This is a genomic window from Nodosilinea sp. LEGE 07088 (genome assembly GCF_015207395.1).
GTDB lineage: Bacteria > Cyanobacteriota > Cyanobacteriia > Phormidesmidales > Phormidesmidaceae > Nodosilinea.
On the sequence record NZ_JADEWX010000060.1, the window covers coordinates 1 to 22,419 of the forward strand.

The window sequence follows — 22,419 nt, forward strand, 5'->3', positions numbered from 1 at the left end:
AGATTGCCGGGCAGATGTTTGATAACGAATATGACCTGGCCATGACCGTCATTGAGGGCATGGAGGCACGTAGTAGAACCGGAGATTACCCACTGGAACGTTTTATATTTAATTGCGCCTAGCTACTTAGAGCGGCCTATCCTCAATTATTTACTCTAAAACTTCCACGCTAAATAGATGACTAAGGTAAAGGCCACCAGTGTGGCAATGCCAATATAGACCATCTTGAATTCATGACCTTCGATCGCATGTTCTAGCTCCTGATTTAGGTCTTGGCGAAACTGCTGAAGTTTTTCATCTGCCTGGGAATCTTTAAATGATTGAGGCACGGGTTTGGCCATGGTTTTTACCCTCAAATATGCACCGCTAGTATGCCCAAAATCTGCCGACAATCCCGTTTTTAATGTCGGTAGTTAGCGGCTGGCTCGGGGAATATTAAAGCCAACTTTGAATTATAAAGATCGGTTTATCTGTAGTCGTACCTAGAGCGTTCGGGAAGCATGACCCTCAAAGCCATCGCCACCAAAACCAACCCCTACGGCCTGGCCGCTGCGGCTATGCTGCTGCTGTTAGGCGGGTGGGGCCTGTACGCCGTGCGATCGCACCTCACCCGCCCGGCCCCAGTTCCGGCTGCCACAGCCCCCGCGCCAGTACCCACCGTAGCGGCCCTGGGGCACATCGAGCCCACCTCGGCGGTGATCAAGCTGTCGGTGGCCAACGCCCAGGACAGCCGGGTCAACCAGCTGCTGGTGCAGGAGGGCGATCGGGTCGAGGCTAACCAGGTAATTGCCACCCTCCAGGGCATCGAAAAGCTCCAGGCCGAGGTGGCCGAGGCCGAGCAAAATGTCGCTGTTCAGCGGGCCCAGCTGGGCCAGAGCCTTACCCCCACCGCTACTCCCGGTCAGCAGGCGGCCCAACGAGCCACTATTCGCCAGCTCGAAGCCGAGCAGGCCGCCGCTGAGCTTAGAAACCAGGCCGCAGTCGATGTCGCCAGCGCCACCCTACGTGAAGCTCAAAACGACTACGATCGCTACCGCCAACTCTACGATCGCGGTGCCGTCAGCGCCGCTGACCTCGACAGTCGCCTCAAGACCCTGGACACCTCCCGCGCCAACCTGCGAGATGCCGAGGCCCAGCTCGACGGAGCGCGCCAAACCCTGACAGCCCAGATTCAGTCGGCTACCGCGACGCTAACTCAGCTAGGGGAGGTGCGCCCGGTGGATGTGACCGTGGCTGAAGCCGAGCTAGCCTACGCCCAAAGCCAGGTCGATCGCGCCCGAGCCGATCTAGAAGACTTCTACGTACGGGTGCCGGTGGCGGGGCAAATTCTGCGGATCAACACCCGGGTGGGGGAGCGAGTCAACCCCGACCAGGGCATTGTGGATCTGGGTCAAACCGAGCAGATGGTCGTCATTGCCGAGGTCTACGAAACCGATGTGCCCAAGCTGACCCTCGGCCAGCGGGCCGCAATCACCAGCGAAAATGGCGGTTTTACCAATACGCTCCAGGGTCAGGTGGAATCCATTGGTCTGCAAATTCGCAAGACCGACGTGCTGGACTCAGACCCCGCCGCGGACAGCAACGCTCGGGTTGTGGAGGTCAAGGTCAGGCTCGACCCCGCCGACAGCGCTCAGGTAGCTGGGCTGACCTACATGCAGGTGCGGGTCAAGATTCAGGTCGATTAGGCGGCCCAAGCCTCTCCTTGTCATGGGTCTGGGAACTGACTCCCCGACCAAAGTTCTGCACCGGTCAACGCGTCACCCAGTTTTTTCAGCGAAAGGGCAACCGATGGTTTTTGGCAAATCCCCGCTAACGCGGCTATCCCGCATCGAAAAACCCCTGGCCTGGTCCCAGCTCTCCCACCAGCGGGTGCGGCTACTGGTGGCGCTATCGGGTATTTCCTTCGCCAACATTCTGATCTTTATGCAGCTGGGGTTTCGCGCGGCGATGTTTAGCGGCACCACCAACGTGCCCGCCAGCCTCGACGGCGACGTGTTTTTGGTCAACGAAAAGAGCCAGTTCCTCGGCAATGAAACCTTCGACAAGCCCCAGCTTTACCGGGCGGCGGCGGTGCCGGGGGTGGCCACGGCGCGGCCTTTTTACTACAACACCGCCAGCTGGGTGAACCCCGACAACCGCAAAACCACCAACGTCACCGTGATCGCCATGAATCCCGCTCAGCCGGTGATGAGCATCCCTGCTATCAACACCCAGCTGGCCCAGGTGGAGCAGACCGATCGCATGCTGTTTGACACCAAATCCCTGCCGTCGCTGGGGGCCATTGCCACTGAATTTGCCGCCGGTCAGGATCTTCCCATCGAAGTCCAGGGCCGCAAAATGCGGGTCAACGGCACCTATGCCCTAGGCAGCAACATCTTTAAGCGCGGCCATGTGGTAATCAGCGACGTCAACTACCTGCGGCTGTTTGGGGCCGCCCAGGCCACCCAGCTCCACGCTGGGGTGCTCAAGCTCGACCCTGGCGCTGATGCCCAGGCCGTCATCGCTGAGCTCGAGCGTACCCTGCCCGAGACCATTACAGCCCTCAGCCACGACGAGCTGATTGCCCTGGAAGAAAGCTACTGGGCCAAGGAACCAGCGGGGATTATCTTTGACTTCGGCACCATCATGGGGTTTGTGGTGGGGGTGGTAATTGTCTATCAGGTGCTCTACTCCGACGTCAACGATCACCTGTCGGAGTACGCCACCCTCAAGGCCATCGGCTACTCCGACGGGCAACTGTTGCTGGTGGTGTTTCAGGAAGCGGCGATTTTAGCCGTACTGGGGTTTATGCCCGGCCTGCTCTCGGCCCTAGGGTTGTACAGCCTGCTCAGCAACCTGACTGGGGTGGCCGTGTTGATGCGCCTAGGGGTGGGGTTGCAGGTGTTTTCTATGACCCTGGTGATGGGGGTTTTGTCGGCGGCGATCGCGGTGCGCAAGCTGCGTTCTGCCGACCCGGCTGATGTGTTCTAAGCAGACACCCCATCTTACCTGGGGCAAATTTTGCCGTTTGAGTTTTGAATTTTTAGCCTGAGCATGTCTATGGAACCCGTCGTCAATAGCCAAAACCTGCACCACGCCTTTGGCAAAGGATCGCTCAGTAAGCCGGTGCTGCTCGACATCAACCTCGCCATTTACCCCGGCGAAATTGTGATTTTAACCGGCCCCTCGGGCAGCGGGAAGACGACGCTGCTAAGCCTGATGGGGGGGCTGCGGTCGGTGCAGCAGGGCAGCCTCAAAATCCTGGGCCAGGAGCTGTTGGGGGCCAGCAAAAAGCAGCTGGTGGAGCTGCGCAGCCAGATTGGCTATATCTTTCAGGCCCACAACCTGCTGGACTGTCTGACGGCTCAAGAAAATGTGCGCATGGCCCTGCGGCTGCAAAAATCCCTCAGCTACGACGATCGCACCGCCCAGGCCACCGCCATGCTAGAGGCCGTGGGGCTGGGGCACCGGGTCAACTACCGACCGGACAATCTCTCGGGAGGCCAAAAGCAGCGGGTGGCGATCGCCCGCGCCCTGGTCACCCAGCCTCAGTTGATTTTGGCCGACGAGCCCACCGCCGCCCTCGATAGCCAGTCGGGCCGCGAGGTGGTGGAGCTAATGCAGCGCCTGGCCCGCGATCGGGGTTGCACCATTCTGCTGGTCACCCACGACAATCGCATTCTGGATATTGCCCACCGCATTATCCACATGGAAGACGGGCGGCTGATGCGAACAGAGAACCCGGCTGTTGCTGTCATCTAAGGCTGGGAACCAGGTAGATTGACGAATGGGGTGAACAGATCCAGAAAAAGAACCACCAGTCGCCTTAGGGCGTCGCTATGGAGACTGAAAAGGCTGACGCGAAGATCCCCCAACGGGGTTACGGGGGTGAACAGAAGGATCTGCAAGCAGAGGATGCATCGTTAACGCAGGGCAGGGGTTACAAAACTGCTCTCAAGCTCTGGGGGGCGACGAGTCGGTGGTCGGTCATTTCCCAAAAGCTCAAAACCCGCTTGGCCACAGGCTGGGGAGACACCCCATGAAAGAAGTGACGGCCCGGAAATAGCGCTATGCGATCGCCAGTCTTGAGCCAAGGTTGCCAGCCCCGAATTTGGTTGAGGTCGATGATCGCGTCTTCTTCGCCACCGCACACCAGCAGCGGCACCGCCACGCTGCCGGGGCACAGACTGGCTCGTTTCAGCAGCGAGTGGGGCGATATTGAATGGAGTAAATCCTGTTCGAGCAGCTTGACCCAGCCGGATACCAACGGGCGAGCCTGGTGGCCAAACAGGCTGTAGGCCATTTGGGTGAGCAGGTGCGATCGCGGGCAGGGTAGCCTTTCAAGCTGGGCATAGTAGTGGGCCTGCCAGTCGATCATGGGGTTTACCCCAACCGATAGCAGCGTCAGAGACTTGACCCGGTGGGGATTTTGGCGGGCGTAGAGTAGCCCTACCAGCCCCCCCGTGCCGTGGCCCATGAGATGAACAGGGCGGTTGTGGCCCTTGAGATAGTCGTGTAATAAAGTAACGGCGATATCCAGGCAGCTGGGTTCGTCGGGGGTTTGTCGATAGGCCCACTGGGCAACTTCAACGTGGCGGGCAAGGCAGCCCAGCAGTTTATAGTCAAATCTTTCAAAGCTGAGACTGGCATTGAGCCAGAGGGCATCGGGACAGGTGGATAAGGTCATGGGGAAAGGGATGTCTAGACAGGGGTGGAGACGGAGAGTATTGCAACCAAGTCATCGGGGCTAGCGTCGGCAATGTCGTGGAGCGTGACAACCCCGTCGACAGGTAGGGCAAAACCACTGGGGCTGGCGGCCATACATGTGGTGAAGCAGCCGGTCAGAACAGCAGATACATGTCATCACAGAAGATTCCATTGCAAATTAGGAAAGGGGGCAGGATGTTGGAGCCCTATGTGCCCCCAAGAGAGGAGAGGTTGAACCCAACTCTACGATTCGGCGCTCAGGGCTTTTTCACCCGGCGAAGGTCGAATCCGATGGCGCGCAGGACACACCACAGATAACCCCGCAAGAAAAAGAACGCCAGCATAAAATGCCCATTGGCTAACCAGCAACGCCGGTGTGCGCGTTGAGCGCCATAGGTTTGCATAACGCATCAATCCTTACAGAGGTCAGCATCAACAGAACAGCTATTGAGAACAAAACTCAATAAGCAGATTTGACCACAAATCGGAATCATTCGCAATAGGTGAGTGTTGCGTTTTGTTGCTTTGTTCAGAACTGGACAGTGAAAGTCCCTAGTGCCAAGCAATCCCTGTAAAGTCTTGCTACTGAGAGGCTCCAAGAATCTTGGGATAAGCAGGCCTGGGTGGGGATCGCAGCGAACAAAGCATTGACGCCACATTTTTTTGACCTAGCGATCGCCAGGGCTTAAGCAGCTTTGGATTTCATTATTGATTTTTAGTTGCAGCAGTCTTTGCCTGGACAGACATCCTCCGCCAGGTGTAACACACCAAAAGCAATTGCTTTTGGTGTCTCTGACGATGGAGCCCAGCTATTGAGAAAAGTCGTATTCACGCATATCTAGATCACATCCTTCCTGCAGATTGAGGGCCCGCTTGATCGGGTTGATATCCCTAAAGCCCTCGGCCCCATTCTGCTGGAGGCTGGCCTCAAACTGCTCAGCGAATTTGACCACACAGGGGTTGCGGCTGTTGCCTAGGCTCTCCAGGCTGGCCAGGGTCGATTCCATATCCCAGACCCCGACCGCGCTGTGCAGTTGCTCCCACGTGCGGTTGTCCTGGCTGTTGGTGGCGACCTGCAGCTGATGACGATCCAAAATCCGGTAAGCCAGCCAAAAGCTAACGCTCAGAATGGCCGCCATACCCAGTGAAATCAAGCACCCGGCCAAGGGGTTGCGCCGAGTCAGCTTTCCCTCGGGCTGAGGGAGTGGGTCAGCGGTAAAGCGAGCGTAAAATTCTACAAAAGAGGAGTTTTGATCGAGCAACCAAACCTCGATGCCTTGGGGTTTAATTTGCTCAGCGATCGCCTGAACCGCCTCCCAGTCACTGTCAGGGGTCAATCCAGCAATCACCATTTGCTGCTCAGGGAAGTTGGCCTGCTGCAGCTGAACCACATCTACTGCCGCCCAGAGATCAGCGGGAAGCAGGGTGGAAGGACAAAAAATAGCGTAGAGCGGGGTGAGTAGATCAACCACCCCCTCGCCAGGACAGGGAACCTGGCGATGGACATCGTGACCATAGTCTTCAAGCCAGCGCCCAAGCGCGGTGCGGAGATCTTCTGAACTGGCAAACTCTAGGGCAACGGTCACAGCACATCAAAGAAGTAATATATACGTACCATTCTATTGCGATCCCTGGCTTCAAATCATGGAACGTGTGTATTGAAGACCTGAAATTCCTTAGACTCGCTTGTGATGATAAAACGATTTACCGAATTAGACTCTGCTATTTCGCAGACATCGGCAACAATTTGCCGAATCTCGACCTGAGGCGATAGGATAAGATTAAGTAATGTAAATAATCTCTCAGGAAAGGTTATCTTTGCCCAACTCACCGTTTCCCTGCCATCGGTTTTCCAGATGCCCCAAAGATGTCACGATGGAGCCGCAGACCTGACCTCACTCATGATCTACGGTTCTCCCCACTGCTGAGTATCCGTACACTTACGTAAAGTATCAATAAGTAAACCCCTATTTGTTTGGCCGACCTTGTTTCTAGTTCTTTCCCTGGTAGCAAGGCTACAGATGAGTTAATTTCCATCTTCTCAACGCTCCTCAAGCCACTGGCACTGACTAAACACCATGTTTGAACATTTCACCAACACCGCCATCGCCGTCATCATGAAGGCCCAAGAAGAGGCCCGTCGGCTGCGCCACAATTTTGTGGGCACCGAGCAGCTGTTGCTGGGGTTAATCAAGGAAGAATCTACCCTGTCGGCCAAGGTGCTGGGGGAGTTTGGCGTTAATCTCAACGATGCTCGGGCTGAGGTCGAGGCCATCATCGGTCGCGGCAGCGGCAGCGTTCCTCCAGAGATTCCCTTCACCCCTAAGGTTAAGCAGGTATTTGAGCAGGCTTTTCAGGAAGCCCGAAAAATGGACTCATCCTATATTGAGCCTGAGCATCTCTTGCTGAGCCTTTGTCAGAATACAGAGAGCGTTGCCTACCGCGTATTGACCAATCTGGGGGTAGATCCAACCAAGGTTCGCACCCGTATCATTCAAGAAATTGGTGAGGTGGCCGCCCTGCCTGCGGGTCGTCGAGAGAGCGATCGCAGCGACACTCGCAAGTCGGGCAAAATTCTCTCTGAGTTTGGCTATGACCTGACCGCTCTAGCGGCCGCTGGCAAAATCGACCCGGTCGTTGGCCGCAGCAGAGAGGTTGAGCGGGTGGTACAAATTCTAGGTCGCCGCACTAAGAACAACCCCATTTTGGTCGGTGAGCCCGGCGTTGGCAAAACCGCGATCGCCGAAGGGTTGGCTCAGCGGATCGTCAACCAAGACGTTCCCGAAGACCTGATTACCAAGCGGGTCATCAGCCTGGACATGGGCTCTCTGGTATCGGGCACCCGTTTCCGGGGAGACTTTGAAGAGCGTCTCACCCAGTTGGTCGAGGAAGTGCGCCAAGACCCAGATGTCGTGCTGGTGATTGACGAAATTCACACCCTGGTGGGAGCCGGGTCTTTAGAAGGGGGACTCGATGCCGCCAATATGCTCAAACCCGCCCTAGCCCGTGGTGAAATGCAGTGCATTGGGGCTACCACCCTCGACGAATTTCGCAAGTATATTGAGCGTGATGCTGCTCTGGAGCGTCGTTTCCAGCCCATCATGGTCAGTCCACCCTCCGTGGACGAAACCATTGAAATTCTTCAGGGGTTACGTAGCCGCTACGAGCAGTTCCACCAGGTTACCTTTACCGACCAGGCTCTAGAAGCGGCGGCTAAGCTATCGGATCGCTACATCAGCGATCGCCACCTGCCCGACAAAGCCATCGACCTGATCGACGAGGCCGGTTCCCAGGTGAAGCTGCGCTACATGCCCAAGTATCCATCTAAAGAACTCAAGCAGCAGCTACGCCAGGTCAACAAAGAGCTTGATGAAACCATTCAGCTGCAGGAGTTTGGCAAGGCGACGACGCTGCGAGAGCAGCGGCAAGCCCTGATTCAGCAGCTACAGGCCGACATTCCCGAATACGGCGAAGCCACCGACAGCCTGCCGCCACAGCCCACCGTTGACGAAGAAAATATCGCCGATATCGTAGCCGCCTGGACCGGTATTCCGGTCAATCGCATGACCGAAACCGAGGCCGTGCGCCTGCTGCATTTAGAAGATGTGCTACACGAGCGCGTAATCGGTCAGCATGAGGCCGTTGTAGCGGCGGCCAAGGCCATTCGCCGAGCGCGATCGGGCCTAGCCAGCGCCGACCGCCCCATTGCCAGCCTGGTGTTTTCTGGCCCTACGGGGGTGGGCAAGACCGAGTTATCTAAGGCATTGGCCATAGCTCTGTTTGGCTCTGAAGAGGCGATGATTCGCCTCGATATGTCGGAGTTTATGGAGAGCCATACGGTCTCTAAGCTAGTCGGTTCGCCCCCAGGATTTGTGGGCTACGACGAGGGCGGTCAGCTGACCGAAGCCGTGCGTCGCCAGCCCTACAGCGTGATTTTGATGGATGAGATTGAGAAGGCCCACCCTGAAGTCTTTAACCTGCTGTTGCAGGTACTGGATGACGGTCGTCTGACCGATGCCAAGGGTCGGGTGGTCAGCTTTAAAAACACCCTGATCATCATGACCTCAAATATTGGTTCCCAGGTAATTGAAAAGGGTGGTGCTGGCCTTGGGTTCGATTTGGCCACCACCGATGCAGCCACCAGCCAGTACAACAACATTCGCAACCTTGTGAATGAGGAAATGAAGCAGTACTTCAGACCAGAATTGCTGAACCGGTTGGATGAAATCATCGTCTTCCGCCAGCTCACCCGCGATGAGGTCAACCAGATTGCCGATCTGATGATAGAGCAGGTGAACAAGCGATTGGCCGAGCGCCAGATGGCTATCACCCTGTCGGATGCGTTTCGGACGCGCCTGGCGGGCGAGGGCTATGACCAGCGCTATGGGGCTCGGCCCATGCGTCGCGCGATCGCCCGTCTAGTCGAAGACACCCTAGCCGAGGCGATTTTGTCGGGGGATCTGGAAGCGGGCAATCGTGTGCTACTGGATATAGACGACGCTGGTGAGCCGGTGGTCAAGCCCGAACAACAGCCCGCCCTGGCTAGTGTACGTCGCTAAGCTGAACAAAACTGGGCAAACATCCCTGCGTTATGGGGGCACCGCGTACGCGGTGCCCCCATAACGTTTCAACTGAAGTTTTTCAAAGCGAGTCAAACGCTGACAATTGATGGTGATTTGGATCGCTATATAGCCCGTTAGAGCCTTTGAAACCGAAGGCATTAACGATAGGATGACCGTGAACATTGCCGTCAGCGCTAAACCATGGTGAATCTGCCTCCCGAACAACCCCATCCGACAACTCAGCCTGATTCCGGTCGTCGAGACCAAATTCTAGATTTTGATGAGCTGCTGGCGCTAGTGCTAGCCTTTCTGGGTATCGGCTCTATTTTGTGGTGGGGCTTATCTCGCGGCCAAGGGTTACTGGCAGAGGCTGACCTGGTGCCCCGGCGGGGCGGAGATTTGCCGTCCTTAGCGTTGCCAACTCCAGCAGATACGTCAGCAGGGGTTGAACCCCGTACCTTTGACGATCGCGATCGCTCCCAAAGTGACCCAGTCAATCGTGAGGGCGGGTTCCCCAGTTTTGATGACCAGGCTTCAGCGTCTGACAGTGCGGCACCTACGGTCAGAGTGGTAGTGCCGGCGAGCCCTGTGCCGACAGCGCCAACTACAGCCCCGGCCTCGCCGTCTCAGGAGGCGACAGAAACGACCCAGCCCTTAGATATTTCAGACGTGCCCACCACCCACTGGGCCTATCCTTTTATCAAGCCCATGTTTGATGCAGGTTACCTGCCTGATTTTCCTGAGAGCGGCTTTCAACCCGACGAACCCCTCACTCGGGCCGAGCTAGCAGCGCTGCTCAGCCAGGCCTTTGGCGACGCTCCGCGAGAGGGCTCGGTGCAAACCTTCACCGATGTGTCTAGCGACTACTGGGCGGCACCGGCAATTGGCAGCGCGTTGTCCCAGGGTTTTATGAATGGCTACCCTGAAGGAGACTTTCGCCCCGAGCAGGCGGTGCCTCGCTACGAGGTAATTGTATCCCTCGCCACGGGCATAGATCTCGCTCCATCACCGACCTCCGAACAAACTCTGCAATCTTTTACAGACCTCGGCGCGTTGCCTGGCTGGGCTGCGCCTAAAGTCGCTGCCGCCACTGAAAATGCCCTGGTGGTCAACTATCCTACCCGCGACCAGCTCAAACCCGCCCAGGCCGCTACCCGGGCCGAAATCGTAGCGATGATTCACCAGGCGCTGGTGCAGCAGGGTAAATTGCCCCCGGTGCAGTCGGCATATACGGTGCCTTAGAACAGTGACGCCCCACAAGTCTCTATGCCTTGATCCCACCGTCTGATAGACTTAGAAGTCGAGATAGGGAACGCGAAAACCCATTAAATATAGGCAGTTTGGAGGATTGATCCCGTGGAAAGTACCCTCGGTCTTGAGATTATTGAGGTTGTCGAACAGGCTGCGATCGCATCGTCCCGCTGGATGGGCAAGGGCGAAAAGGATATCGCTGACGAGGTAGCTGTAGAAGCTATGCGGGAGCGCATGAATAAAATTCACATGCGCGGTCGGATCGTGATTGGCGAGGGTGAGCGGGATGATGCACCTATGCTCTACATCGGTGAAGAGGTTGGTATCTGCACCCAGCCCAATGCCAAAGATTTTTGCAACCCCGACGAGCTGCTGGAAATTGACATTGCGGTTGACCCCTGCGAAGGCACCAACCTCGTGGCCTATGGTCAAAACGGCTCCATGGCCGTGCTGGCTATCTCCGAGAAAGGTGGCCTGTTTGCCGCCCCCGATTTTTATATGAAAAAGCTGGCGGCTCCAGCCCAGGCCAAGGGGAAAGTGGACATCAACAAATCCGCCACCGAAAACCTCAAGATTCTAGCCGAGTGCCTCGATCGCGGTATCGATGAGCTGGTTGTCGTGGTGATGAAGCGCGATCGCCACAACGATTTGATCAAAGAAATTCGCGATGCCGGGGCCCGCGTCAAGCTGATCGCCGACGGTGACGTGGGTGCCGCTATTTCCTGCGCCTTTTCGGGGACGAATACCCACGCGCTGATGGGCATCGGGGCGGCTCCTGAGGGGGTCATTAGTGCGGCTGCCATGCGCTGCCTGGGTGGCCACTTCCAAGGCCAGCTAATTTACGATCCTGCGGTAGTCAAAACAGGTCTGATTGGCGAAAGCAAAGAGGCCAACATCGCTCGCCTTAACGAGATGGGTATTACCGATATTGATAAGGTCTACGACGCCCATGAACTGGCCTCTGGCGAAACTGTGCTATTTGCCGCCACTGGCATCACCACTGGTGAACTGATGGACGGCGTACGCTTCTTCCACGGCGGCATGCGTACCCAGTCGCTGGTTATTTCTAGCCAGTCTTCGACGGCCCGGTTTGTCGATACCATCCACATGGTTGATCAGCCTAAGAGGCTGCAGCTCCATTAATTATCCCAAGGGGTGAGGACGTAATGGCGTCCTCACATCCCAACGTTGACGTTTTAGATGCGGGGATCCTCGCATCTTTTTTTGGCCAAGTTCACAGTTTTTGATGGACTTTTGTTGAGTTTCCTTGAGTCGCGCCCTATTTATCTCTAAGTTCAAACATATTGGCAATTGTGTACGGCGTAACCCTTAGCTCCGCTAGCCTCAGCAATTCTGCAGCCAACGCTAAGGATCTGCCGGCATCATTAATTAGGTGACTATTAAAACGCGTGGAGGAAGAATGAATATCGCCGTAATTGGCCTGAGCCACAAAACCGCCCCGGTACAAATTCGCGAAAAACTTAGCATTCCGACGGCTCAGACAGGAGACGCGATCGCCCACCTGACCCATTGCCCCCACATTGACGAAGTCTCGATTCTCAGCACCTGCAACCGGCTCGAAATCCACATCGTCACCGAAGCCACCGAGCAGGGCATTCGCGAAGTCACTCAGTTTCTCTCAGACCATAGCGGCCTACCCCTCCGCGAGCTGCGCCAGCACCTGTTTATCTTGCTGCACCAAGATGCCGTCAATCACCTCATGCGGGTTGCCGCTGGCCTGGATAGCTTGGTGCTGGGGGAAGGCCAAATTATCGCCCAGGTGAAGCATGCTCACCAGCTGGCCCAACAACACAAAAGCATTGGTCGCGTGCTCGATCGGTTGCTGAAGCAGTCGTTGACAGCAGGCAAACGGGTACGCAGTGAGACCAGCATTGGCACTGGGGCTGTCTCGATTAGCTCAGCGGCGGTGGAACTGGCTCGCATGAAGGTTGCCGATCTGAATGGCTGCCATGTGAGCATTTTGGGGGCCGGTAAGATGGCCCGTCTGCTAGTGCAGCACCTGATCTCTAAAGATTCCTGCACCATCACCATTCTCAATCGCACTATCGGTCGCGCCAATGAGTTGGCGGAGCAGTTTGCCGATGCCGACATTCGCACGGGCACTCTGGATACGATGTTAGAGACGGTACAGGCGTCGGATGTGGTGTTTACCTGTACCTCGGCCACCGAGCCCCTGCTACACCGCGAAAATCTGGAGCCGTTGATGACCCCTGGCCGCACCCTCATGCTGTTTGACATTGCGGTACCCCTGAACGTGCATACCAACGCCAATGAGCTCGACCATGTGCATGCCTTTAACGTGGATGACCTCAAGGCCGTAGTCGCTCAAAACCAGGCCAGTCGCCGCCGCATGGCGATGGAAGCCCAGGTACTGCTCGATGAAGAGGTGGAAACGTTTATGGATTGGTGGCGCTCCCTCGATACCGTAGGCACCATCAGCAGCCTCCGCAGCAAGGTTGAAACAATCCGCGAGCAGGAACTAGAAAAAGCCCTATCGCGCCTGGGGAGTGAGTTTGCCGAAAAACACCAGGAAGTGATCGAAGCCTTGACCCGCGGCATCGTCAACAAGATTCTCCACGACCCGATGGTGCAGCTGCGCGCCCAGCGGGATATCGAGGCCCGCAAGCGAGCCATGCAGACCCTACAGGTGCTGTTTGACCTCGAGACAACCGAGAAGTATAGCTAAAAGCCAGAACTCATCAGGGCTAGGTTTTGGTCGCCAAACCCCAGGTTTTCTTAAAACCCTGGGGTTACGGCATCGGTGTAAGATACCAAGCATCCCAATGTTGGATTGCAGTCAATGACAAGTCCCTTTCGCGTTGGTGTGGCAGGCCCGGTAGGGTCGGGGAAGACGGCGTTGGTAGATAGCCTCTGCAAGGCGCTGCGCGATCGCTACTCGATCGCCGTCGTCACTAATGACATCTATACCCAGGAAGATGCTCAGTTTTTGGTGCGCAGCCAGGCCCTCAGCCCCGATCGCATTGTCGGGGTAGAGACCGGCGGCTGCCCCCATACCGCCATTCGCGAAGATGCCTCGATGAATCTGGTGGCGATCGAAGACCTAGAGGCACGGGTTAACCCGCTAGACCTGGTGTTTGTAGAGAGCGGTGGCGACAACCTGGCCAGCACCTTTAGCCCCGAGCTGGTGGACTTGACCTTATATGTCATCGACGTCGCCGCTGGCGACAAGATCCCGCGCAAGGGTGGGCCGGGAATCACCAAATCTGACTTTTTAGTGATCAACAAAATAGACTTAGCCCCCATGGTCGGCGCTAGTCTAGAGGTGATGGAACGGGACGCCAAGAAAATGCGAGGCGATCGCCCCTTTGGGTTCACCAATCTCAAGACCCAGACAGGCGTAGACACGATCATTCACTTTATCGAACGCCATGGGGCGCTGGCACCGGTTTCTACCCAGGCACTGTAAAGAGCCGAAATTTCGCTCGGACGGTGCCTGGCAAGAACAGGGCATAGCAAGAACACTGATAGGCACGGTAGAGTAACCGTCCTCTATATTACAGCCTGGCATAACGGTGTCATTGCAGGGATTCGAGTACTGTTTTACACGCCGACATCATCTGCCGTAGCGACCTGATGGGGATAGCATCGCTTGATCCCCGTGGTTTAGATGGCGCTGGCAGGGCTACGCTCTTCCCCAAGATCTTGCTTCTAAGGCGGCCAAAAGGAGACTCCACCACAGATTCAGGGAAACGACGACTCAAAACTTCGTTACAAGGGAGTTTTAGCTTTTTGTATCCCACGCTACATTTACTGGTAGTCACACCTCTTAATATCCACTCTGATAGTCTAAGTAGATTCTCGGTCAAGCCATTTTTTTCATTAATGAGTCAGGAGAGAGGTTGAATGGTCACTCGATTTAATCGACGTAAGTTTTTGGTGTACGGGTCTGCGACCCTGGGCACCTCTATGCTGCTCAAGGCCTGCGGCGGCACCACCACCACTGATACCGGTGAGGCTGATGGTGGCACAGAGACTGCCGCCGCCGATGGCGAGACCATTAAGGTGGGCATTCTACACTCTCTTAGCGGCACCATGGCTATCAGTGAAACCACGGTGGTCGATGCAGAAATGCTGGCCATCAAAGAAATTAACGCCGCTGGCGGGGTGTTGGGCAAGCAGATTGAAGCCGTCACCGAGGATGGTGCCTCTGACTGGCCGACCTTTGCTGAGAAAGCTGAAAAACTAATCGACCAAGACCAAGTGGCCGTGGTGTTTGGCTGCTGGACCTCAGCGAGCCGTAAAGCTGTGCTCCCAGTCTTTGAGTCAAAAAACCACATGCTGTGGTACCCCGTGCAGTACGAAGGCCAAGAATGTTCACAGAACATTTTCTATACAGGGGCAGCCCCCAACCAGCAGATCGAGCCAGCCGTAGACTGGCTGCTCGAAAATAAGAGCAAAGACTTCTTCTTGGTGGGGTCTGACTACGTGTTCCCCCGTACCGCCAACACCATCATCAAAGAGCAGTTGGCGGCCAAGGGTGGCAACACCGTGGGTGAAGACTACTTGCCCCTGGGCAACACCGAGGTAACCCCCATCATTACCAAGATCAAAGCAGCTCTGCCCGATGGTGGCGTGATCTTTAACAGCCTCAACGGCGACAGCAACGTGGCCTTCTTTAAGCAGCTCCAGGGCGCAGGCATGGGGCCGGATCAATACCCGGTGATGTCGGTGAGCGTAGCTGAAGAAGAAGTGCGTCAGATTGGTACCGAGTTCCTCACCGGTCATCTGGCTTCTTGGAACTACTTCCAAACCGTGGAGACCCCTGAAAATGAGAAGTGGGTAGCTGACTTTAAAGCCGAGTTTGGTGACGACCGCGTCACCAACGACCCTATGGAAGCTGCCTACATCATGGTTTATTTGTGGAAGCAAGCGGTGGAAGCCGCTGGCACTACGGACATTCCTGAGGTTCGCACAGCAGCCTACGGCCAGGAAATGGCCGCGCCTGAAGGCCCCGTAACAATGAACCCCAACCACCACCTGTCCAAGACTGTACGCATTGGTGAGGTGATGGATGACGGCATGTTCAACATCCTGTGGGAAACTGACGGCCCTATCGATCCTGAGCCCTGGAACCAGTTTGTACCTGACACCATTGGCTTTGCCTGCGACTGGTCTGATCCTGCCAAGGGCGGCAAGTTCGAAATCTAGGTCAGATCTGCACTCTCGCAGCGCTGTCGAACGATAGTTGGGCGGGGATACAGTTGGCTGTATCCCCGCTTTCTATAAACAAGCTTTGTGCCTTGCTTGAGACAAGCCGCCAGGGCCTCCTCGCCTAAGGCAGAGCACTGTTGAAAAACTGTTTTGAATGGACATTTCTGGTGCAGGGCGCACTCTAGGATTCCTGGAGATATGTGGACTGTCTTGAAGGTTCTGTTTGGTGCCAGCGGCCAGGCTTTGGGCGCGTAAAGGTTGTTCTTAACCAGGAGTAGCTGTGTTAGAAGGCTTAATTGGCGGCCTGTTTAACGGCATTAGCATTGGCGCAGTGCTGTTGATTGTGGCCTTGGGTTTGGCCATTGTGTTTGGCTTGATGGGCGTTATTAACCTGGCCCATGGCGAATTAATGATGTTTGGGGCCTACACTACCTTTGTGGTGCAGAACGTGGCCAAAAGTATGGGCGGTATTGCGCCCGAAATTTATGTTTTTGCGGCGCTGCCGCTGGCCTTTGTGGTCTCGGCGTTGCTCGGCCTATTGCTAGAACGCACGGTGATTCGTTACCTCTACGGGCGGCCGCTCGAGACGCTGCTGGCCACCTGGGGGGTCAGCCTAATTTTGATTCAGCTGATTCGCAGCATCAGCTGGCCAATGGTGATCGGGCTGGTGATCTTTGCAACCCTGTTTTTGATTGGGCGTTGGGCGTTGACCCGCTACACCGACTGGGATCGTATTAGCCAGTGGGCAAACCCCATATTTTTGGGGCTGTCGGTAGCGATCGCAGCCGTCGTTAGTTTTTTGGTGCAAAGCTCGGGCAGTAGCCAGTTTGTCCGCCCCTGGTTTGGTGCCCAAAACGTCGATGTGACGCCGCCGAGCTGGCTGCGGGGCGGCGTGGCGATCGGCAGTGCTTTGCAGTTTCCCTATGCCCGACTGTTCATTATTGTGCTCACCATTCTCTGTCTGGTGGCCGTGTATTGGTTTCTCAACGGCACGGCCTGGGGTCTGCGCATTCGCTCGGTCACCCAAAACCGGGGTATGAGTGCGTGTTTGGGCATCCCGACCGAGCGGGTGGATGCGCTGACGTTTGCCCTGGGCTCTGGTCTGGCAGGCATCGCTGGCTTTGCGGTGACGTTGCTGGGGTCTGTAGGCCCCAACCTGGGGGGTAACTACATCGTAGATGCCTTTATGGTGGTGGTCGTCGGTGGGGTCGGCAAGCTGGTCGGCAGCATTGTAGCGGCGCTGGTGATTGGTATTGTTACCTACCTGGTTGGCTCAGGGACGATCGCATTGATTTTGCCGCCAACAGCCTTTTTTCAGCCTGCGATCGATTTCTTTAACTTCTTTGCCACGACCAGTATGGCCAAGGTGATGGTGTTTGCACTAATTATTGCCTTCTTGCAGGTGCGGCCCGCTGGGCTGTTCCCGCCGAAGGGGCGTTCGGTGGAGCTATAGGGCGATGACGACTGAGGTAACAACACAACCGCGCCGCGCCGCACAGGCCAGCCAGAAGCGTAAGTTCATGATTGAGGCGATCGCCGTGATTGCGATCGCCCTCATCCTCATTGTGCTGATGCCAATGCTGTTGACGGGGTTTCGGCTCAACCTGCTGGGGCGCTTTCTGGCCCTGGCGATTGTGGCCCTGGGTATTGATTTAATTTGGGGGTTTACCGGGCTGCTGAGCCTGGGTCACGGCATCTTCTTTGCCCTGGGCGGCTATGCCTTTGCCATGTACCTAGAGCTCAACACCCTAGGTGAGGGCCAGCTGCCCGAGTTCTTTGGCCTCTACGGCGTCACCGAGATGCCGCTGTTTTGGCAACCGTTTAACTCCTTCCCGTTTACCCTGCTAGCCATTTTTCTGATTCCGGCAATTGTGGCGGGGCTGCTGGGCTATCTGGTCTTCCGCAACCGCATTCGCGGAGTGTACTTTTCAATTTTGACCCAGGCGGCCCTGGTAGTATTTTTTAACTTTTTTAATGGTCAGCAAAAGCTGATCAACGGTACCAACGGCCTTAAGACCTCCACCTCAATGTTTATGGGTCAGCAGGTGGGCAGCGACGGCATGCGCATGTTCTTTTACATCAGCACCGTGATTGCCCTGATTGCCATGTACGCCCTTTGCCGCTGGCTGACCAGCGGGCGCTTTGGCCGCATGCTGGTGGCGATTCGCGACGACGAAAACCGGGTGCGGTTCTCGGGCTATGACCCCACCGCCTACAAGGTGCTAGTGTTTGCGGTCTCGGGGGCGATCGCAGGCGTTGCCGGTGCCCTCTACACCGTGCAATCGGGCATTATCTCTCCCCAGGTCATGGATATCGCCTTCTCGATTGAGATGGTGATCTGGGTGGCCGTGGGCGGTCGCGCCACTCTGGTTGGAGCCATTCTCGGGGCGGTGCTGGTGAATATGGCCCGCAGTCTGCTCAGCGAACGCTTTCCCGACGTGTGGCTGTTCTTTCAGGGGGCACTGTTCTTGATTGTGGTGACGGCGCTGCCCGACGGCATCATTGGCTGGGGTCGCCGCCAATTTGGCTCGGCTGTCAGCTCGACCCTGGGCCTGGCTCCCACCAATCTGCCCTACCTGGACGACAGCCCAGAGCCCGAGGCCGTAGTCGAAACCCCTGAATTTGCCGATAAGTAAGGTCAGTAGGGTGGGCAATGCCCACCGTCTACCCAGGCATAACAGGCAAATCGCGCTCAACAGCAAAACATTCTGTGCCACTGTGACTCTGCCAATGGGTAATACCTACCTTACCCTCATCCCAATTCTTTCCCCGGTGGGCGGTGCCCACCCTACCCGGAAACCGAAGGAGACCTGACCCGTGAGCACCAAAGTTCTCGATATTCAAGACGTCACCGTCAGCTTCGACGGCTTTAAAGCCATCAACCACCTCAACTTCAGCATGGACGAGGGCGAGTTGCGGGTGATTATTGGCCCTAACGGCGCGGGCAAGACCACCTTTTTAGATGTCATTACCGGCAAGACCAAGCCCACCGAAGGCGCTGCCTACTTTAAGGGCCAAGATCTGCGCAAGTTCAAAGAGCACGAGATCTCCCGCCTAGGCATTGGCCGCAAGTTTCAGACTCCTCGGGTGTACCTCAACCTCACCCCCCGCGAAAACTTAGACCTCTCTTGCAATCGCGATAAAAATGTCTTCGCCACCCTGTTCAAAAAAGCGCCACCTGCCGAAAAGCGCACCGTCAGTGGTCTGCTCGAAACCATCGGCCTCGACCACAAAGCCGACATTCCCGCTGCGCTGCTCTCCCACGGCGAAAAGCAGTGGCTAGAGATTGGCATGCTGGTGGCCCAGTCGCCTGACCTACTGCTGGTCGATGAGCCCGTAGCGGGTCTTACCGACGAAGAGACTGAGCAAACCGGCAACCTGCTGATGTCGCTGGCCGAGAGCCACTCCATTGTGGTGATCGAGCACGACATGGAGTTTGTGCGCCAGATTGCCCGCCAGGTCACCGTGCTGCACCAGGGCAGTGTGCTCTGCGAAGGCACCATGGACGAAGTGCAAAACGACCCCAAGGTGATTGAGGTCTACCTGGGCAAAGAAACCACCCTCACCCCTGAGCAAATGCTGCTGCTGCGCATTGCCGCTACCATGGCCTGGGCCGACGACAACTTTGCCGATGTGCAACAAGAGGTGATTCTCGATCGCCTCAGCCGCAGGTTTGCCCACAACCCCGACGAGCAAGCCAGCCTGCGCGACGACCTCAAAGACCTGCTCGCTAAAGAGATTCCCCTCGAAGAGCTGGTACCCCAGCTCACCACCCCAGCCCAGCGCGAAGAGGCCCTGATGCTGAGCTACGAGGTGATCAGCGCCAACCAGATCAACCAGAGCGAAGCAGTGGTTTACCAAAAGCTGCTCACCATGCTGAACCTGCCCCCCGATACCGTCAGCCGCCTAGAGGCTGCCGCTCGGGAAGCATTAGCCGCGTCGAACTAAGGCAGCTTGACGGTTTACCCATCCCGGCCCCTCCCAGGAGGGGAAATCCAAAATCCAAAATCCAAAATCGCTATGACCACCACCCTCCCCAACCCTGCCCTGCAAGATCCCGCCACTGCCCCGATGGTAGAAATCTCGGGCCTTAACTTTTACTACGGCGAGAGCCACATTCTGCGGCATGTGAGTATGACCGTGCCCAAGGGTCAGATGGTCTGCCTGATTGGCCGCAACGGCGTGGGCAAAACCACCATGCTCAAAAACATCATGGGGGTGCTGCGGCCCCGCACGGGTGAAATTCGGTTTGAGGGGCAGGTGGTAAATAGTTTTCCGCCCGATCGCCGGGCGCGGCTGGGCATTGGCTATGTGCCCCAGGGCCGTGAGGTCATTCCTCGGCTAACGGTGCGCGAGAATCTGCTGATTGGGCAAGAGGCACTGGGCAGCCGGGGCAAGCCTAAAAAAGAGGTGCCCGACGAAATCTATGAGCTGTTTCCAGTACTGAAGGATATGCTCGATCGCATGGGGGGCGACCTCAGCGGTGGCCAACAGCAGCAGTTGGCGATCGCGCGGGCGATCATGGGTCAGCCCAAGCTGCTGGTGCTCGATGAACCGACTGAGGGCATTCAGCCGTCGATCATCCTCGACATTGAGGCGGCGGTGAAGCAGATTGTTAAGACTACCGGGATCTCGGTGTTGCTGGTGGAGCAGCACCTACACTTTGTGCGTCAGGCCGACTACTACTACGCCATGCAGCGGGGTGGCATTGTGGCCAATGGCCCCACCAGCGAACTCACCAACGACATTATTCAAGAGTTCTTGGCGGTGTAGTTGGGTCGCTGTTATGCTGCCTTGTCTAATCACAAAGTTGTCACATTTAGGCCATAGGGTTGAAATATTAATTGTCAAGGCTATGGCCTACCGCCTGTATTAGATGCAAAGCTATTATCCCTGGAACACCGAGGCTTTTGTCAGTTGGCTACGGCAAGAGTTGACCCACCACGACAAACAAAGTCTCGCCGCTATTTTGAGAGTTCCCAGGCACGTGCTGAGAGCCTGGCTGACTGAACCCATACCGTCTCTGACCCTGGCCCATCTGCGGGCGATCGCTTCCTATAAAGCCTGGAACTTAAACCAAGTGACTGAGTGGCTTGGGCTTCAGCCAGCCCATGTGCAAGAGCTCATGGATCAAGCCGTAGCGGAGACTAGAATTTCTCTGCGATAGGTACCGCCAAGGGTATCAACGTCAGCCGGGAGCAGTTTAGGCATAGAGAATTCAGGAGCCAGAAGCTTTAGCTCTTCTGGCTTTTGATGGCTTCCTAGGCAAGCGGAATCGGGGCTAACCAAACCGGGTGTTTACCCCACTACGGTATGAACTTTGAGAAAGTTAGTGCCCTTGGGGGTATTGGCTGGTACGCCACCCATCACCAGCAGTTTGTCGCCCGGCACCACTAGCCCTCGGGCTAGCAGATTGCTCTCGGCGGCGGCGACCATTTCCTCAAAGGTTTGGGGAAAACTGTCGAGCAAAATGGGCTTCACACCCCAGATTAAATTCATCCAGTGGTAGACGGTCTCTACCGACGTGCAGGCCACCACCATGGCATTGGGTCGCTCGCCTGAGGCAATGGTAGCGGTGTAGCCCGTCTCGGTAAAACAGACGATATATTTGAGCGCCAGGGTCTGGTCGATGGCGTTGAGGGCCTCGCTGAGGGCATGGGTTTCATCGCTGTAGGTGGCAGGCTCGTTAACAAATTGCAGATCTTGCTCGACATCAATGGCAATGCGGGCCAGCATCTCCACCGCCCGCACCGGAAACGCCCCCACCGCCGACTCGCCCGACAGCATCACCGCATCGGTGCCATCGAGAATGGCATTGGCCACATCGCTGGCTTCGGCCCGAGTCGGGCGCGGGTTTTGAATCATGCTCTCCAGCATTTGGGTGGCGGTGATGACGGGAATGCAGCGGCTGTTGCACTCGCGAATAATATGCTTTTGCAGCATGGGTACCTTTTCGGTGCGCATCTCCACACCCAGGTCGCCGCGGGCCACCATCACAGCATCGACCACGGCCAAGATTTCTTGCAGGTTACGAATAGCCTGGGGTTTTTCAATCTTGGCCAGCACCGGGGTATGGCTGGCCCCCAGCTCGGCCAGCATGGCTTTGAGGGTGAGAATGTCTTCGGCCTGACGGACAAAACTCAGCGAGATAATATCGACCCCCTGAGACACGCCAAACGCCAGGTCACGCTTATCTTTGTCGGTCAGGGAGGGCAGGCGTAGGTTGAGATCGGGCAGGTTGACGCCTTTGCGGCTTTTGAGCAGGCCACCCTGAATCACCCGACAGGTAACCTTGGCATCGCTGACCGCCTCAACCTTCAGCTCTAGCAGCCCGTCGTCGAGCAAAATCTGCATGCCGGGCTCGGCTTCTTCGGCCAGGTAGGGGTAGTCGATGCCGATGCTGCCGGGAATCGCCTCAACCTGGTCGAGGGGAACCAGGTCGAGGGTGGTGTCTTCTTGGAGAGCCACCGGGCCGTTGGACAGCTGGCCCACGCGGATCTTGGGCCCCTGGAGGTCTTGCAGCAGGGTGATCGGGGTATCGTGTTCTTGGGCTACCTCACGCAGTAGGGCAATCATGCGGGCGTGGTCGTCGTAGCTGCCGTGGGAGAAATTGAGGCGAGCCACATTCATACCCGCGTCGATCATTTGCTTGAGAGTGGCTTTGGAACTGCTAGCGGGGCCAATGGTGGCCACAATCTTGGTGCGCCGAAGGAGGGATTCCATAGCG

The 22,419-nt window shown here is 56.6% G+C and carries 18 protein-coding genes and 1 pseudogene; 14 read left to right on the top strand and 5 right to left on the bottom strand.

The genetic code is table 11. The annotated features are described in order from the left end of the window. Positions 1-155: 155 nt before the first annotated feature. The gene (locus tag IQ254_RS14725) at positions 156-341 is read right to left on the bottom strand and encodes a hypothetical protein (protein ID WP_193966914.1); all 186 of its coding nucleotides are present in this window, start codon (positions 339-341) and stop codon (positions 156-158) included. 159 nt (positions 342-500) lie between these two features. Here IQ254_RS14725 and IQ254_RS14730 point away from each other — a divergent pair, with 159 nt between their 5' ends. From IQ254_RS14730 to IQ254_RS14740, 3 genes are all read left to right on the top strand, one after another. Then, positions 501-1,685, top strand: coding sequence for an HlyD family efflux transporter periplasmic adaptor subunit (locus IQ254_RS14730; protein ID WP_193966915.1), 1,185 nt, complete (start codon positions 501-503; stop codon positions 1,683-1,685). Between the two features lie 103 nt (positions 1,686-1,788). Further along, positions 1,789-2,970: an ABC transporter permease DevC gene (gene devC, locus IQ254_RS14735; protein WP_193966916.1), complete on the top strand. Its 1,182-nt coding sequence runs from the start codon at positions 1,789-1,791 to the stop codon at positions 2,968-2,970. Between the two features lie 63 nt (positions 2,971-3,033). Further along, a complete protein-coding gene (locus IQ254_RS14740) occupies positions 3,034-3,741 on the top strand; it encodes a DevA family ABC transporter ATP-binding protein (RefSeq protein WP_369011307.1) in 708 nt (235 codons plus the stop codon). A 178-nt stretch (positions 3,742-3,919) separates the two neighbouring features. Here the strand turns inward: IQ254_RS14740 and IQ254_RS14745 are convergent, their stop codons facing one another. From IQ254_RS14745 to IQ254_RS14750, 3 genes and pseudogenes are all read right to left on the bottom strand, one after another. Continuing rightward, positions 3,920-4,666 carry an alpha/beta fold hydrolase gene (locus tag IQ254_RS14745; RefSeq protein WP_193966917.1) on the bottom strand — a complete coding sequence of 249 codons (747 nt, stop codon included), beginning with the start codon at positions 4,664-4,666 and terminating at the stop codon, positions 3,920-3,922. Positions 4,667-4,943: 277 nt separating this feature from the next. After that, a pseudogene (locus IQ254_RS33670) lies at positions 4,944-5,057 on the bottom strand (chlorophyll a/b binding light-harvesting protein); the annotation flags it as partial. Positions 5,058-5,495: 438 nt separating this feature from the next. Then, complete coding sequence (locus IQ254_RS14750) at positions 5,496-6,272, bottom strand: hypothetical protein (protein ID WP_193966918.1); 777 nt, start codon at positions 6,270-6,272, stop codon at positions 5,496-5,498. A gap of 492 nt (positions 6,273-6,764) precedes the next feature. Here IQ254_RS14750 and IQ254_RS14755 point away from each other — a divergent pair, with 492 nt between their 5' ends. The 11 genes from IQ254_RS14755 to IQ254_RS14805 all read left to right on the top strand — a co-directional run bounded on the left by IQ254_RS14755 (position 6,765) and on the right by IQ254_RS14805 (position 20,859). Next, the gene (locus tag IQ254_RS14755) at positions 6,765-9,245 is read left to right on the top strand and encodes an ATP-dependent Clp protease ATP-binding subunit (protein ID WP_193966919.1); all 2,481 of its coding nucleotides are present in this window, start codon (positions 6,765-6,767) and stop codon (positions 9,243-9,245) included. A gap of 204 nt (positions 9,246-9,449) precedes the next feature. Beyond that, entirely contained in the window at positions 9,450-10,490 is a 1,041-nt protein-coding gene (locus IQ254_RS14760; protein WP_193966920.1) for an S-layer homology domain-containing protein, read from the top strand. A gap of 114 nt (positions 10,491-10,604) precedes the next feature. Then, positions 10,605-11,642: a class II fructose-bisphosphatase gene (glpX, locus tag IQ254_RS14765; RefSeq protein ID WP_193966921.1), complete on the top strand. Its 1,038-nt coding sequence runs from the start codon at positions 10,605-10,607 to the stop codon at positions 11,640-11,642. A 277-nt stretch (positions 11,643-11,919) separates the two neighbouring features. Next, positions 11,920-13,206, top strand: a complete 1,287-nt coding sequence (locus IQ254_RS14770; protein WP_193966922.1) for a glutamyl-tRNA reductase — start codon at positions 11,920-11,922, stop codon at positions 13,204-13,206. Between the two features lie 114 nt (positions 13,207-13,320). Beyond that, positions 13,321-13,947 carry an urease accessory protein UreG gene (gene ureG / locus IQ254_RS14775; RefSeq protein ID WP_193966923.1) on the top strand — a complete coding sequence of 209 codons (627 nt, stop codon included), beginning with the start codon at positions 13,321-13,323 and terminating at the stop codon, positions 13,945-13,947. Positions 13,948-14,384: 437 nt separating this feature from the next. Then, on the top strand, positions 14,385-15,689 hold the full coding sequence (gene urtA, locus IQ254_RS14780) for an urea ABC transporter substrate-binding protein (RefSeq protein ID WP_193966924.1): 1,305 nt from the start codon (positions 14,385-14,387) through the stop codon (positions 15,687-15,689). Positions 15,690-15,972: 283 nt separating this feature from the next. Then, positions 15,973-17,145 (top strand): branched-chain amino acid ABC transporter permease, encoded by a 1,173-nt coding sequence (locus IQ254_RS14785; protein WP_193966925.1) that lies wholly within the window; start codon positions 15,973-15,975, stop codon positions 17,143-17,145. A gap of 4 nt (positions 17,146-17,149) precedes the next feature. Beyond that, a complete protein-coding gene (gene urtC / locus IQ254_RS14790) occupies positions 17,150-18,328 on the top strand; it encodes an urea ABC transporter permease subunit UrtC (RefSeq protein ID WP_193966926.1) in 1,179 nt (392 codons plus the stop codon). A 181-nt stretch (positions 18,329-18,509) separates the two neighbouring features. Continuing rightward, on the top strand, positions 18,510-19,640 hold the full coding sequence (gene urtD, locus IQ254_RS14795; RefSeq protein WP_193966927.1) for an urea ABC transporter ATP-binding protein UrtD: 1,131 nt from the start codon (positions 18,510-18,512) through the stop codon (positions 19,638-19,640). A gap of 72 nt (positions 19,641-19,712) precedes the next feature. Further along, positions 19,713-20,465 (top strand): urea ABC transporter ATP-binding subunit UrtE, encoded by a 753-nt coding sequence (urtE, locus tag IQ254_RS14800; RefSeq protein ID WP_228040737.1) that lies wholly within the window; start codon positions 19,713-19,715, stop codon positions 20,463-20,465. 103 nt (positions 20,466-20,568) lie between these two features. Continuing rightward, positions 20,569-20,859, top strand: a complete 291-nt coding sequence (locus IQ254_RS14805; RefSeq protein WP_193966928.1) for a hypothetical protein — start codon at positions 20,569-20,571, stop codon at positions 20,857-20,859. A 131-nt stretch (positions 20,860-20,990) separates the two neighbouring features. On the opposite strand, the gene pyk is transcribed toward IQ254_RS14805, so the two are convergent. Beyond that, a complete protein-coding gene (gene pyk, locus IQ254_RS14810; RefSeq protein WP_193966929.1) occupies positions 20,991-22,415 on the bottom strand; it encodes a pyruvate kinase in 1,425 nt (474 codons plus the stop codon). Between the last annotated feature and the right edge of the window lie 4 nt (positions 22,416-22,419).